Origin of the sequence: Streptomyces sp. YS-3 (genome assembly GCF_045257485.1) — a bacterium.
Lineage (GTDB): Bacteria > Actinomycetota > Actinomycetes > Streptomycetales > Streptomycetaceae > Streptomyces.
Window position 1 is genome coordinate 1 of record NZ_JBJHPC010000140.1, and the last position, 13,755, is coordinate 13,755.

At 73.4% G+C, this 13,755-nt stretch carries 14 protein-coding genes and 1 riboswitch; of the genes, 6 read left to right on the forward strand and 8 right to left on the reverse strand.

Going from position 1 to position 13,755, the window contains the following annotated elements; all coding sequences use genetic code 11:
- Positions 1-165 precede the first annotated feature (165 nt).
- The 3 genes from ACJA3G_RS14420 to thiO form a co-directional block, all read right to left on the reverse strand.
- Positions 166-960 carry a thiazole synthase gene (locus tag ACJA3G_RS14420; RefSeq protein ID WP_406553360.1) on the reverse strand — a complete coding sequence of 265 codons (795 nt, stop codon included), beginning with the start codon at positions 958-960 and terminating at the stop codon, positions 166-168.
- Positions 961-963: 3 nt separating this feature from the next.
- Positions 964-1,179, reverse strand: a complete 216-nt coding sequence (thiS, locus tag ACJA3G_RS14425) for a sulfur carrier protein ThiS (protein ID WP_406553361.1) — start codon at positions 1,177-1,179, stop codon at positions 964-966.
- Positions 1,176-2,372, reverse strand: a complete 1,197-nt coding sequence (thiO, locus tag ACJA3G_RS14430; RefSeq protein WP_406553362.1) for a glycine oxidase ThiO — start codon at positions 2,370-2,372, stop codon at positions 1,176-1,178. Before thiO ends, thiS begins: the two co-directional genes overlap by 4 nt.
- Positions 2,370-2,483, reverse strand: a riboswitch (TPP riboswitch). (Overlaps the previous gene by 3 nt.)
- 140 nt (positions 2,484-2,623) lie before the next feature.
- On the opposite strand from thiO, the gene ACJA3G_RS14435 reads away from it, so the two are divergent.
- The 5 genes from ACJA3G_RS14435 to ACJA3G_RS14455 all read left to right on the forward strand — a co-directional run bounded on the left by ACJA3G_RS14435 (position 2,624) and on the right by ACJA3G_RS14455 (position 6,943).
- Positions 2,624-3,901, forward strand: coding sequence for an NAD(P)/FAD-dependent oxidoreductase (locus ACJA3G_RS14435; RefSeq protein WP_406553363.1), 1,278 nt, complete (start codon positions 2,624-2,626; stop codon positions 3,899-3,901).
- Positions 3,888-4,253 carry an Rv2175c family DNA-binding protein gene (locus ACJA3G_RS14440; protein WP_406553364.1) on the forward strand — a complete coding sequence of 122 codons (366 nt, stop codon included), beginning with the start codon at positions 3,888-3,890 and terminating at the stop codon, positions 4,251-4,253. The genes ACJA3G_RS14435 and ACJA3G_RS14440 overlap by 14 nt, the downstream gene beginning before the upstream one ends.
- Positions 4,254-4,326: 73 nt before the next feature.
- A complete protein-coding gene (gene thiE, locus ACJA3G_RS14445; protein ID WP_406553365.1) occupies positions 4,327-4,983 on the forward strand; it encodes a thiamine phosphate synthase in 657 nt (218 codons plus the stop codon).
- 96 nt (positions 4,984-5,079) lie between these two features.
- Positions 5,080-5,997 carry a methylenetetrahydrofolate reductase [NAD(P)H] gene (gene metF / locus ACJA3G_RS14450; protein WP_406553366.1) on the forward strand — a complete coding sequence of 306 codons (918 nt, stop codon included), beginning with the start codon at positions 5,080-5,082 and terminating at the stop codon, positions 5,995-5,997.
- Positions 5,998-6,067: 70 nt separating this feature from the next.
- A complete protein-coding gene (locus ACJA3G_RS14455; protein ID WP_406553367.1) occupies positions 6,068-6,943 on the forward strand; it encodes a hypothetical protein in 876 nt (291 codons plus the stop codon).
- 42 nt (positions 6,944-6,985) lie between these two features.
- Here ACJA3G_RS14455 and ACJA3G_RS14460 read toward each other — a convergent pair whose 3' ends face one another.
- The 5 genes from ACJA3G_RS14460 to ACJA3G_RS14480 all read right to left on the reverse strand — a co-directional run bounded on the left by ACJA3G_RS14460 (position 6,986) and on the right by ACJA3G_RS14480 (position 13,001).
- Entirely contained in the window at positions 6,986-8,500 is a 1,515-nt protein-coding gene (locus ACJA3G_RS14460) for a phytoene desaturase family protein (RefSeq protein ID WP_406553368.1), read from the reverse strand.
- Positions 8,501-8,554: 54 nt separating this feature from the next.
- Positions 8,555-9,172 (reverse strand): DUF4126 domain-containing protein, encoded by a 618-nt coding sequence (locus tag ACJA3G_RS14465; protein ID WP_406553369.1) that lies wholly within the window; start codon positions 9,170-9,172, stop codon positions 8,555-8,557.
- Between the two features lie 344 nt (positions 9,173-9,516).
- Positions 9,517-10,122, reverse strand: a complete 606-nt coding sequence (locus tag ACJA3G_RS14470; protein ID WP_406553370.1) for a TetR/AcrR family transcriptional regulator — start codon at positions 10,120-10,122, stop codon at positions 9,517-9,519.
- Between the two features lie 28 nt (positions 10,123-10,150).
- Positions 10,151-12,235: a YhgE/Pip family protein gene (locus ACJA3G_RS14475; RefSeq protein WP_406553371.1), complete on the reverse strand. Its 2,085-nt coding sequence runs from the start codon at positions 12,233-12,235 to the stop codon at positions 10,151-10,153.
- Positions 12,207-13,001 carry an ATP-binding cassette domain-containing protein gene (locus tag ACJA3G_RS14480; protein WP_406553372.1) on the reverse strand — a complete coding sequence of 265 codons (795 nt, stop codon included), beginning with the start codon at positions 12,999-13,001 and terminating at the stop codon, positions 12,207-12,209. The genes ACJA3G_RS14475 and ACJA3G_RS14480 overlap by 29 nt, the downstream gene beginning before the upstream one ends.
- 192 nt (positions 13,002-13,193) lie before the next feature.
- Between ACJA3G_RS14480 and ACJA3G_RS14485 the strand changes: the two genes are divergently transcribed.
- Positions 13,194-13,721: an SAV_6107 family HEPN domain-containing protein gene (locus tag ACJA3G_RS14485; RefSeq protein ID WP_406553373.1), complete on the forward strand. Its 528-nt coding sequence runs from the start codon at positions 13,194-13,196 to the stop codon at positions 13,719-13,721.
- Positions 13,722-13,755: the final 34 nt, after the last annotated feature.

Below are 13,755 nucleotides of genomic sequence, written 5' to 3' on the forward strand. Positions count from 1 at the left end.
GTGCGGTCTTTGTCTGCGGGTGGTGGGTGGTTGCTCGCGCAGTTCCCCGCGCCCCTAACCGGGCCGGGCGCCCTGGATGGGCCCGCAGGGCCCTCTCAGGGGCGCGGGGAACTGCGCGACCAGCCCCCACCGGCCCGCGGGCGAAAACGCACCCCACGTGCCCCCTCAGAAGGCCGGGCGTTCCGGGTCCAGGGCCGCCCGGCCCTCCACCGGGGACGACGCCTCGGCGAAGTGGCGGCGGGGGATGCGGCCCGCCCGGTACGCCAGCCGCCCCGCCTCCACCGCGTACCGCATCGCCTCCGCCATCAGCACCGGCTCCTGCGCGCGCGTGACCGCCGAGGCGAGCATCACCGCCGAGCACCCCAGCTCCATGGCGAGCGCCGCGTCGGAGGCCGTGCCCGCGCCCGCGTCCAGGATGACCGGGACGGTGGCGCGGTCCACGATCAGCGCGAAGTTGTGCGGGTTGCGGATGCCCAGCCCGGAGCCGATGGGGGAGCCCAGCGGCATGATCGCCGCGCACCCCACGTCCTCCAGACGCCGGGCCAGGACCGGGTCGTCGTTGGTGTACGGCAGCACCGTGAAACCGTCGTCGACCAGCACTTCCGCCGCGTCGAGCAGCTCGACCGGGTCGGGCAGCAACGTGCGCTCGTCGGCGACCACCTCCAGCTTCACCCAGTCCGTGCCGAGCGCCTCGCGCGCGAGGCGGGCGGTGAGCACCGCCTCCCCGGCGGTGAAGCAGCCCGCCGTGTTCGGCAGGACGGAGATGCCGAGCTTCTCCAGGACGGACAGGACCGAGCCCTGCACGGTCGGGTCGAGGCGGCGCATCGCGACCGTCGTCAGCTCCGTGCCGGAGGCGGCGAGCGAGCGCTCCAGGACGTCCAGGCTCGGCGCCCCGCCGGTGCCCATGATCAGCCGCGAGCCGAAGGTCGTCCCGCCGAGGGTGAACAGGTCGTCGGCCATGGTTCAGCCCCCCTGCACGGCGGTCAGGACCTCGACGCGGTCACCGTCGCCGAGCGTGGTCGCGGCCCACCGGCCGCGCGGCACCACCGTCTCGTTGACGGCGGCGGCGACCCCGGCGCGCGCGGGCGTCAGGGTGGCGACGAGGGCGTCGAGGGTGGTGCCGGCGGCGAGGTCGCGCGCCTCGCCGTTCACGGACACGGTCGTCGGGGAGGCGGTCATACGGTCAGCTCCTGCGGTACGGACTCCGCGGGGGCGGAGGTGAAACGGCGGGGGGTGAAGGCGCGTGCCTCGGCGGGGAGCTCGCCGGTGGCCAGCGCGTGCGCCAGCGCGTCGCCGGTGACGGGGGTGAGCAGCACCCCGTTGCGGTAGTGGCCGGTGGCCAGCTGCAGACCGGGCAGTGCGGTGGGGCCGAGCAGCGGCGCGTTGTCGGGGGAGCCGGGGCGCAGCCCGGCGCGGGTCTCGGTGAGCGGCAGTTCGGTGATGCCGGGCACCAGCTCGTGCGCGTCGCGCAGCAGTTCGTAGACGCCGCCCGCGGTGACCGTGGTGTCCCAGCCCAGCTCCTCGCTGGTGGCGCCGACGACGAGCTCGCCGTCGGCGCGCGGCACCAGGTAGACGTGGCTGCCGCGGACCACCGCGCGGACCGTGCGGGACAGGAACGGGGCGTACGCGGGCGGCACGGTCAGCCGCAGCACCTGGCCCTTGACCGGGCGTACGGGCGGGCGGAGCTCCTCCGGGACCCCGGCCAGCCGGGCGCTGAGGCTGCCGGCCGCGAGGACGACCTGATCGGCGGCGAGCGCGGTGCCGTCGGCCAGGACGGCCCCGGCGGCCCGCTCGCGTACCACCGAGAGCCGCTCGGCCCAGGCGCGGTGGAACTCCACCCCGGCCCGCTCGCAGGCCGCGAGAAGGGCCCTGGAGAGGCGGCGCGGGTCGATCTGGTGGTCGCCGTCGACCCGCAGGCCGCCGCGCACGCCGGGGGCCAGCATCGGCTCCAGGCGGCGGCACTCGCGCCCGGTGAGCCACTGCGAGTCGAGCCCCAGGCGCTGCTGGAGCGCGTGCAGCTCGCGCAGATGGGCGCGGTCGTCGGCGTCCAGGGCGACCGCGAGGGTGCCGCAGGCGCGGTAGCCGGTGGTGAGGCCGCTCGCCTCCTCCAGCTCGGCCACGAAGTCCGGGTAGCGCCGGGCGGAGGCCAGGTTGAGGCCGAGGAGGGTCTCCTCGCCGTAGTGGAGCTCGGTGACGGCGGCGAGCATGCCGGCCGCGACCTGGGCGGCGCCGCCGCCGGGCGCGGGGTCGGCGAGCGCGGTGCGCAGGCCCCGCCGCGCCGCCCGCCAGGCCGTGACGAGGCCGATGATGCCGCCGCCGATCACCAGCACGTCCGACCCGTGGGGAACTGCCCCTTTTCGGGATGAATGCATGGGCGTCCAGCCCCTCCCTTCGCCGGCATGACCCGGATCAGGTTCGTACGGTCGGAGGCCGCCGCAGCCTCCCTCTCAGCCCGGTGCGTCCGGGCTCCCGCGAGATGGTTGTGGTGCCGCCGCGCGTCCTTCGGCCGGGGCCTCGGGAGTGCGGGCGGTACGTCGGCCAGACTAACCCCAGCGGCCCATCGGCAGTAGGGAGCATCCGGGCCAGGCTGCCTGACGATTCGTCAGATGCTTATGGTGATCGGGTGAGCGAACAGCAGACGCATGCGGAACAGCGGCACGTGGTGGTCGTCGGCGCGGGCATGGCCGGGGTCCAGACCGCGGTGGCCCTGCGCGAACAGGGCTTCCCGGGCCCGATCACCCTCATCGGCGCCGAACCCCACCAGCCCTACGACCGGCCCCCGCTCTCCAAGGCGGTGCTGCTCGGCAAGGCCGAGGGCTCGGCCTTCGAGGTGGACTTCGAGGGCCTCGGCGTCCGGCTGCGCCTGGACGAGCGGGTCACCGGCGTACGCGCGCGTGAGCACGAGATCGACACCGCGGCCGGACCCGTCCCGTACGACGCCCTGGTGATCGCCTCCGGCGCCGAACCCCTCACCCTGCCCGGCGTCGAGGACCTGCCGGACGTCCATCTGCTGCGCACCCTCGACGACGCCGCACGGCTGCGCGCGGTGCTCGCCGCGCGGCGGCGCGTCGTGGTCGTCGGGGCGGGCTGGATCGGCGCCGAGTTCGCCACGGCCGCGCGCGAGGCGGGCTGCGCGGTCACCGTCGTCGAGGCCGCGGACCGCCCGCTCGCGGGCGCGCTGCCCGCCGAGGTCACCGAGCCGATGGCCGCCTGGTACGCGGAGAGCGGCGCCGAGCTGCTCACCCGCGCGCGCGTGGCGACCGTCGAGCCCGGGGCCGTCGTCCTCACGGACGGCCGCCGCCTGCCGGCCGACGCGGTCGTCGTCGGCATCGGCGCCCGGCCCACCACCGACTGGCTGGCCGGCACCGGCATCGAACGCGGGGCGGAGGGCGCGGTCACCGCCGACGACCGGCTGCGCACCTCGCTGCCGGACGTCTACGCGGTCGGCGACTGCGCCTCCTTCCCCTCGGCCCGCTACGGCGAACGGCTGCTCATCCACCACTGGGACAACGCGCTCCAGGGGCCGCGCACGGTGGCCGCCGACATCGTCGGCGAGGCGGTCCTGCCGTACGACCCGGTGCCGTACTTCTGGTCCGAGCAGTTCGGCAGGTTCGTGCAGTACGCCGGTCACCACGGCGGGGCCGACCGGCTGCTGTGGCGGGGCGACCCGGCGGGCGCCGCCTGGTCGGTCTGCTGGCTGCGCGAGGGGGTGCTCGTCGCCCTCCTGGCCGTCGGCCGACCGCGCGATCTGGCGCAGGGCCGCAAGCTCATCGAGGCAGGTGCGAGCCTGGATCCGGTCCGCGCCGCCGACCCGTCCGTCCCCCTCAAGGCGGCAGTCGGCCGACCTCCGGCTACCGAGTGTCAGCCCGGGATGGCACGCTTGTCCCGTGACCGAGATTGACGCGAAAACCGATGCACTCGTCCCCGCCTGGCTCCACCTTCCCGACATCGCGGAGATGCTCGATGTCGAGGTGACGCGGGTGCGGCAGCTGGTCAAGGAGGGCCAGCTCATCGCCGTGCGCCGCGGTGAGAACAGGACGCTGCAGGTGCCCGCCGCCTTCATCGACGGCGACAAGGTCGTGAAGGGCCTCAGCGGCACCCTCACCCTCCTGCGGGACGACGGCTACTCCGACCAGGAGATGCTGGAGTGGCTCTTCACCCCCGACCCGACCCTGCCCGGCACCCCCGCCGAGGCCCTGAGCGAGAATCGCGGCACGGAGGTGAAGCGCCGCGCCCAGGCGCTCGCCGTCTGACCTGATCGCCAACAGGTGTGGCGCGGACCGGTCCACCCGGTCCGCGCCCCACCGCATCCCACGGGGGACCTTCATGCCCACGGCCCGTGAGCGGCTCGCCGACGCCCGCCTGTACCTCTGCACGGACGCGCGCAGGCGCCAGGGCGATCTGCCCGCCTTCCTGGACGCGGTGCTGTCCTCGGGCGTGGACGTCGTCCAGCTGCGGGACAAGGGCATGGAGGCCGCCGAGGAGCTGGAGCACCTCGCCGTCTTCGCCGACGCCTGCCGCCGGCACGGCAAGCTGCTCTCGGTCAACGACCGGGCCGACGTGGCGCACGCCATCGGCGCCGACGTGCTGCACCTGGGCCAGGGCGACCTGCCCGTGCCGGCCGCCCGGGCGATCCTCGGCGACGAGGTCCTGATCGGCCGCTCCACCCACGCCGAAGCGGAGGCCTTCGCGGCGTCCGTCGAACCCGGCGTGGACTACTTCTGCACGGGCCCCTGCTGGCCCACCCCCACCAAGCCGGGCCGCCACGCCCCGGGTCTCGACCTGGTGCGCTACACGGCCTCCCTCGCCACCGGGCGCCCCTGGTTCGCCATCGGCGGCATCGACGCCGCCAACCTCGACCAGGTGCTGGACGCGGGCGCGGAGCGGGTCGTGGTGGTCCGCGCGATCACCGAGGCCGACGACCCCGCCGAGGCGACGGCGAACCTGGCCGGGCGCATACGTGAACGTCTGGTGGCCCGCTAGCGGCCGGTTGTCCGAAGGATGGACAAGAGTCCGACAATGCGGACAATTTACCCTCGTCTTGTTGGGGGACTGCCAGGGCCTGGCTAACCTGCGGGTATGGCCCTTGGCACTGCTTCCACCAGGACGGACCACGCACGCACCGTGCGCGAGATGCTCGCGACCGGTGAGACGACGTACTCCTTCGAGTTCTGGGCGCCCAAGACCGAGAAGGGCGAGCGCAACCTCTGGAACGCGCTGCGCCGGGTGGAGGCGGTGGCCCCGAGCTTCGTCTCCGTGACCTACGGCGCGGGCGGCTCCACCCGCTCCGGCACGGTCAAGGCCACCGAGCAGATCGCCGCCGACTCCACGCTGACCCCGGTCGCCCATCTGACGGCCGTCGGCCACTCGGTGGCCGAGCTGCGCAACATGATCGGCCAGTACGCGGACGTCGGCATCCGCAACATCCTCGCGGTCCGGGGCGACCCGCCCGGCGACCCGATGGGCGACTGGGTCAAGCACCCCGAGGGCGTCACCTACGCCGCCGACCTGGTCCGCCTCATCAAGGAGTCCGGCGATTTCTGCGTCGGCGTCGCGGCCTTCCCGGAGATGCATCCGCGCTCCACCGAATGGGACACCGACGTACGGCACTTCGTCGACAAGTGCCGGGCCGGCGCGGACTACGCCATCACGCAGATGTTCTTCCGCCCCGAGAGCTATCTGCGGCTGCGCGACAAGGCCGCCGAGGCGGGCTGCACGACCCCGATCATTCCCGAGGTCATGCCGGTGACCAGCGTGAAGCAGCTGGAGCGGCTGCCCCAGCTCAGCAACGCCGAGTTCCCGCCCGAGCTGAAAGAGCGGATCCTCGCCGTCAAGGACGATCCGGCCGCTGTACGCTCCATTGGCATCGAGTTCGCCACGGAGTTCTGCGCGCGGCTGCTCGCCGATGGCGTACCCGGGTTGCACTTCATTACCCTCAACAACTCCACGGCGACACTCGAGATCTACGAGAATCTGGGTCTGCACCAGCAGCCCTGATCAGTCGCATCCGGTGTACCGGCCGGCCGTCCCGACAAGGGGGGCGGCGGCCGTTGGGAGAGGGGCGTACATGGGCTGGGCGGTCCTCTACATCGCGTTCGGCGTCGTCGCGCTCTGGCTGCTCGGCGAAGTGCTCCTGCAGTACAAGGCGCGGCTGCGCTGGCGGCTGCTGGCCTTCACGGGCTTCATGGGCGTGGTCCTCGGCGTCCTTCTGCCGTCGGTGTTCGTGATCATCCTGGGCGCGCTGGCCTTCGCGGTCGGCCAGACCTATGTGACCCTCTCCTTCCGCCGGGGCTTCTCCACGGGGTGGGCGGTCGGCGGCAGGCCGGGTGCCAGCCGCCGTCGCCGCTCGGGCGGCGCGGCCCCGCTGAAGGACCCGGTGCTCCAGGTCTCCGGCGTCCGGTACGAGGACGGCGAGGGCGACGCCCCGCAGGGCGCCCCGGCGGAAGATGTCGCCGACGCGGCGACGAGCGCCGCGCGAGAGTCCGTCTACGAGCCGCAGCCGCTGCCCGACGACACCGGCCAGTACGGCGTCTACAGCGAGACCGCCCCCGCGGGCGCCCAGCAGCAGTACGCCGGATTCGACGCCGGACAGCAGCAGTTCGCCGACCCGTACGCGGGCCAGTACGACTACGGCACGGACAGCGGTCAGCAGAGCTACGCCGCGTACTCCGACCCGTACATCGGCAGCGGCACCACCCAGGGCTACGGCAGCTACGACAGCTATGCCGCGCCCCAGCAGGCCTACGCCGACCCCTACGCCCAGAACTACGGCATGGACACCCCGCCCGGCGGGGTCTGGGTGCCGCAACAGCGCGACAACGAGCCCCAGCCCTACGGCGAGGAGCAGCCCGCGCCGTACCCGTACAGCGGTGAGTACGGCAACGGGACGGGCGGCGGCACCGGATCCGGTTACCTCAACGAACAGCAGCCGTACCGCTATTGAGTGATCGCCGGGGCTGCCCGGCGACCCGCCCTGTCCTGGCGCTCACTGCGAGCCGCGGAAGTCGTCGCCCTCCACGATCAGACCGCTGACCAGCGCCCCGGACATCCCGGCGTGCGCCAGCCCGCCGCCGGGGTGGGCCCAGCCGCCCGCCAGATACAGCCCCGGCAGACCTGTGCGGTTGCCCGGGTGCAGCCGGGTGGCACCGGCCCCGGCCAGCGAGGGCGCCGGGACCGAGCCGCCCTCGGAGCCGGTCTCGGCCTCGGTGTCCGCGGGCGTGCGCACCACCCGCCACAGGACGCGCTCGCCCAGTCCCGGGACGGCCGCCGCGGCTGCCTGGACCAGCGTGTCCGCGTACCCCTCGCGGGTCTGCTCGTCGGTCCAGTCGACCGGGCCCTGCGGGGGCACCGTCGCGGTCAGGGTGACCGCCTCGTGGGCGTCGTCCGGGCGGGTGGCCGGGTCGTCGGGGCGCAGCACCGTGACCGTCGGCGGTGTCGGCGGACGGCCGGTGGTGAAGACCGCCTCCGCCTCGGCGGCCGGGTCGGGGGAGTGGACGACCGTGCGGTGCACCGCGTCGGACGGGCGCCCGCCGCTCAGGGCGAGCAGCACCGTGAACCTCCCGGGGGCCAGGCCGGCGGACGGGCGCACATCGCCGGACCGCCACGGCTCGCGCCCGCGCAGGGGACCCGAACCGGTGCTCGGCCGGGCGCCGAGGACCACATGGTCCGCCTCCGCCACCTCACCCGAGGCGAGCTCGACGCCCGCCGCGCGGCCGTCCTTCTCGACGATCCCGGTGACCTCGGCGTCGAAGACGAAGGCGACGCGCCGCTTCAGGCACCGCTCGTACACCGCGCGCGCCAGCTCCCGCATACCGCCGCGCACGTACCAACTGCCGAAGCTCTGTTCCAGGTAGGGCAGCAGGGCGGCGCTCGCCGGAGCGGTGCGCGGGTCCAGGCCCTCCGCCAGCGCGTAGCTCGTCAGGAGCGCGGCCAGACGGGCATCGTCCAGCTCCCAGGCGCCGACCTCCGCCAGCGTGGACGCCTGGCGCGGGGAGCGCAGCAGCCGGCGCTGCCTGAGCGCCGGATAGGGGTCGCGGGCCAGCACCTGCCAGTCGGCCCAGAGCGGCTCCTCCAGGAGCGGGCGGCGCGAGCGGTCCCAGGCGTCCCGCGCGCGGCCCAGGAAGTCGCCCCACTTCTCACCCGCGCCCTCGCCGAGCGCCCCGTCCAGCGCCGAGACGACGCCCGCGCGCGAGGCGTTGGGCAGCGAGACGTCCGTACCGTCGGCGAAGAGGTGGCGGGCGGCGGGGTCGGTCGGTGTGAGCCCGACCCGGTCCTCCAGCGGCTCCTTGCCGGTCTTGAGGAACAGGTCGCGGTAGACCGCGGGCAGGCGCAGCAGACCGGGGCCGGTGTCGAACACGAACCCGTCCCGCTCGAACCTGCCCAGCGCCCCGCCGTACGTCGAGCCGCTCTCGTACACCGTCACCCGGTGGCCTGCCACGGCCAGCCGGGCGGCAGCCGCCATGGCGCCCATCCCGGCGCCGATCACCGCAATCCGTGCCATGTCAGGGACTTTATCGGCCGCCACCGACAACGCCGCCGCCCGGGCCGGGCGGCCTCACCGGGGCGGGCCCGCCTCCCGGGCCGCGGCCAGCCGCCGCTCCTCGCGGAGCTGGGCGCGGCGGCGCCGAAAACGGCGGATCCGGCTCCAGAGGAAGGCCAGTATCGCCACACCGAGCAGCAGCAGCGTGCCCGCGATCACGGCCGCGGCGACCGGGTGGAAGAGCGCGAAACTGATGATCGCGGCGACACCGAGGTCCTCGGCGGTGCTGAGCGCGATGTTGCTGAACGGCTCCGGCGAGGTGTTCACCGCCATCCGTGTCCCGGCCTTCACCAGATGGCTCGTCAGCGCTGTCGACCCGCCGATGGCGCCCGCCGCCAGATCCGGCAGCGAACCGCTCTGCCCGGCCAGCAGCGCGCCCACCACGGCCCCTGCCACCGGCCGGATCACCGTGTGCACGGAGTCCCAGACGGAGTCGACGTACGGGATCTTGTCGGCCACGGCCTCGCAGAGGAAGAGCACCCCCGCGACGATCAGGACGTCGGGGCGCTGGAGCGCGTCGGGCACCTCGTCGGTGACCCCGGTCGCGCCGAAGACGCCGAGCAGCAGGACCACCGCGTACGCGTTGATCCCGCTGGCCCAGCCGCTGGTGAACACCAGGGGGAGTACGGACACGGACGTGATCGTAACCAGTCGCGGCTTTTCCGGACTGGGGTTGAGCACACAGGCCTGAGTATCCGTACTCAGAGGAGGAGATGAGTAATTGCGCGGATGGGGTCCCACCTGCGCGGACGGAAGAGTGGAGGACACGGAAGGGGCAGGCGCGCCCGTACCGCCGACACGGGGCGACGGAACGAGCGCGGCTCCCCCGACGTACGGGGCACGGAGGGTACGGGGGTACTGAAGTGCCCAGAGCGACGTACGGGGGACGTGTTCCGAAAGAAATACGCCGGTGCGGCGGGGCCCAGGGGGGATCGGGGCCCCGCCGCACCGGTGTGTCCACGCGCGCGTGGCGGCGGTCAGCGTCCGCTGACCCTCCCGTGCAGCAGCCGCGAGAGCGCCGCGTGCACCTCGTCGAGGGAGCGCTCGCTCTGGAAGGCCTGCCAGTCGAGCGCCGCCACCAGGACCATCCCGACCAGCGCCGCCGCCGTGAGCGGGATGTCGATCTCCTCGCTCAGCTCGCCCTCCGCGACGGCCTCGCGCAGCACCGTCTCGACGACGGCGACCGCCTCCCGGCGCACCACCATCAAGGTGGACTGCCAGGCCCGGTTGGTGCGCCACAGCTCCGCCACGTACAGCTGGGTGAAGGCCGGATAGCGGTGGATGAACTCCAGACCGGCCCGGATCATGGCGTCCAGCGCCTCGACCCTGCTGCCACCGCGCGCCTGGGTGACGTCGGCGGCCTCCTGGAGCGACGCGGTGAGCAGCCCCACGCCGTGCCGCAGCAGCTCCTCGAACAACTCGGTCTTGCTCTTGAAGTTGTAGTAGACGGTGCCCTTGGCGACACCGGCCCGCTCCGCGATCTCGTCGACGGTGGTCGCCGAGAACCCCTGCTCGGCGATGAGCGTCACCGCCGCCTCGTAGAGCTTCTGCCGGGTCGCCTGCCGTCTGGTGCTGGACTCCATGCGGTCGATTCTCACAGGTCCGGCGCTCCTAGAGGCTCAGCTCGGGGTGGAGCCGGTCCAGCGTCCAGACCTGCTTCTGCCTGGCCGACAGGGCCGTCAGCGCCAGCGAGCCCACCGTGAACGCCGCCAGCACCGCGCACCCCTGCCACACCGGCCCGAGCCCGCCGCCCGTGATGAGCCTGCGCAGCCCCTCGACCACGTAACTCATCGGCAGATACGGGTGGATCGCGTTGAAGAACGCCGGGCTCGTCTGCACCGGATAGGTGCCGCCCGCCGAGGTCAGCTGAAGCATCAGGAGCGCCAGCACCAGGATGCGTCCGGCCGCCCCGAAGCGGGCGTTGAGCCACTGCACGATCGCCGCGAAACAGCACGAGACGAGCGCGAGAAAACCGATGGTCCCCGCGGCGCGTTCCATCTCCAGGCCGAGCCCGTAGTGCAGCACCGTCATCAGCGCGCCCACCTGGAGCACTCCGACCGCCGCCACCGGCAGCCAGCCCGCCAGCGCGATCCGCCACGCCGAGGCGCCCGCCGCGAGCGCCCGCCGGTTGAGCGGCTGGATCAGCATGTAGGCGACCATCGCGCCCACCCACAGGGAGAGCGGGATGAAGTACGGGGCGAAGCCGGTGCCGTAGTTCGGCGCCTTGTGCAGCGCCTGGGAGGCGAGCCTGACCGGGTCGGCCATCACCTCGGTGCGCTTGTCGCGGTCCTGCTTGTCGTAGTCGGGGATCTTGCCGACACCGTCGTGCAGACCGCCCGCGAGCTGGGCGGAGCCGTCGGAGAGCTTGAGCAGGCCACCGTCGAGGGTGCCCGCGCCCTTCTTGAGCTTGCCCACGCCGCTGTCCAGGTCGGTGGCGCCGGTCTTCGCCGCCGTCAGTCCCGTGTGCAGGGTGCCGGCGCCCTTGGCGACCTCCTTGGCGCCCTTGTTGAGGGCGTTGATGTCACCCACGGCCCTGTCGAGGTCCTTGGCCAGCGTCGGCGCGTTCTTGGCGACCCGGCGCGCCTGCTTCTGGAGCTCCGCGAGGTTCTTGTCGAGCGTCTTGAAGTCGCTGTTCTGGTCCTGGACCACCCGGTTGAGGTCCTCGGCGAGGGTGGCGGCGGTCGCCGCCGCCTTCTTGGCGCGCTTGAGCTCGGGGCAGCCGGGGCCCGGCGTGGCGGACGACTGGCACAGCTTGGCGTAGACCTTGTCGAGGTCGTCGGAGGCCTTGCGGGCGCCGGTCGCGGCGGCGGGCGCCGCCCGGATCACGTCGGCCAGGTTGTCGCGCACCGGCCCCACCGAGTCGTCGACCAGCTTGGCCGCGTCCCCGATGGTCTTGGCGTTCTCCTTCAGGAAGGGGCGCGCCTCGTCCGCCGCCGTGTTGACCTTGTTGGCCAGCGTCTGGGTGCCGGCCGCGACCTTGCGGGCGCCCGTCTCCAGGTCGGCGGAGCCGCTGTTGAGCTTCTTGATGCCGCCCGCCAGCTTGCCGCTGCCCGCCTTGGCGTCGCCCAGGCCGTCCGCGAGGTCCTTCGAGCCCTGCTTCGCCTTGCCCAGGCCGCCCTTGAGGTCGGCGGCGCCCTTGGCGGCCTTCTCGGTCTGGTCGTGCAGGTCGGAGAAGGAGATGAAGATCTTGTCCAGGAAGGAGCGCGAGGCCTTGGCGGAGGCCGCCGAGCGCACCTCGGAGAAGACCGTGCGGGAGATGGACCCCACGATGTAGTTGTTGGCGTCGTTGGTGCGCACCTGGAGGGCGCCCGTCTCGGGGGAGTCGCCGGAGCTCGACGCGATCCTCCGGCTGAAGTCGGCGGGCATGGTGAGCGACAGGTAGTACTTGCCGTCCTCGACGCCCTTGCGCGCCTCCTCGCCGCTGACCTCGTGCCAGTCGAACGTCTTGCTCTTGTGCAGCCCCTCCGCGATGCCGTCGCCCGCGGTGATCTTCTGGCCGCCCGCGGTGGCACCCTTGTCCTCGTTGACCAGCGCGACCGGAACCCGGTCGAGCCGTCCGTACGGATCCCAGAACGACCACAGGTAGAGCGCGCCGTACAGCAGCGGCAGCAGCAGCAGCGCGACCAGCGCGGCCCGCGGCAGCCTCCCCCTGCCGAAGCGCCTCAGCTCAAGCCCGGCCAGTCGTGGCGAACGCATCCCCCGCCCCCTTCTCGTCCCCGTCTTCGTCGTCCCGCTCGTCCCGCTCGCCCTGCTCGTCCTGCGTGCCCCGCGTGGTCCCCACGGTCAGGTCGGCCTCGCCGGGAGCCTGGCTGCAGACGGCCAGCACCGTCGTACCGGCGTCGGCTATCGATCGCAGCAGCGCCCACGCCTCGGCGCGCTCGGCGTCGGAGAGCTTCATGTCGGCGTCGTCGACACCGAGCAGCCTGGGCCGTCCCATCAGCCCCAGTGCCACGGACAGGCGCAGCGCCTCCAGTCGCTCCAGATCGCGTACGTACGTGCGCTCGTCCTTCGGGAGGGTGGCGAGGTCGAGGCCCGCGGCCTTCAGCGCCTCGTCGATCGTCGCCCTGGCCGCGGTGCGGCGCTCGGCGGGCGTACGCAGCAGGGCGCGCACGGAACCGCCGAAGCGGTGCTGGAGCAGCGCCCGTTCGCGCAGATGCTCGGCGACGGTCAGGGCCGGGTCGAGGTCGCTCACCCCCGGGACCGGGCCCAGGGCGCTGAACCGGCGGATGGCGGTCATCCGGCCGGGCAGCCGCTCGCCGCCGACCTCGGCATGCCCCTCGGTGGGTTTCATCCGGCCGGTGAGGGCCAGAAGCAGACAGGTGCGCCCGGACCCGGAGGGGCCCTCGACGGCGACCAGCGAACCGGGTGCGGCCTCCAGCCGCACGCCCCGGAAGACCCAGCCGCGCGGCCCCTTGAGCCCGAAGTCCTCGGCGGTGACGCCTGCCCCGTGCGGGCTGTCCACGTTCCCCCCATTCGTTGAGCTGACGAATTCTTTGAACTGACTGGTCAGTACAAAAGTAACCCGGACCTGCGTTCGGGGCAAAGGGGCAGGTCAGGGCCGGGGTAGGGGCGGATTAGGCCCGATTGTCAGTGGTGGCCCTCACGATGGACACATACGGCCACAGCGCCGTCACACGACGACAGGAGGTTCGTCATGGCCAGCCATCGCGCGGCAGCCGCCCACCGGCCCCGCCCCATCGGCCCTGCCCCCTCACTGAACGGTCCCGCGAGCGACATCCACCCGGTGCTCCGCAGGGGCGGCGCGCCACCCGCCGCCCTCGACCTTCTCGCCCAGGCCCGCAGCGGTCTGGACGAGGCCGCCGTGCTCGACACCCCCAACGAGCGGTACGCGACGGCGCATCTCGCCGCGCTGCGCACCGCCGCCGCCGTCCTCGCCGCCCGGGGCCGGCCCGAAACGGGACCGCGCCGGCGGCAGCGGATCCGAAGCGCCTGGGAGGTGCTGCCGGAGATAGCGCCCGAACTGACCGAGTGGAGCGCCCTGTTCGCCTCCGGCGCCACCCGCCGGGCGCGCGCCGAGGCGGGCATCCAGGGCGCCGCCACCGCCCGCGACGCCGACGACCTCATCCGCGACGCCGCGATGTTCCTGCGGCTCGTCGAGCGCCTCCTCGTCCTGCAGCCCGCGCTGCCCCAGCCGAGGACCCGGGAGCCGGACGCGGGGTGAGGGGTCGGGGAGGGCGGTGGGGTGCGGGGATGAG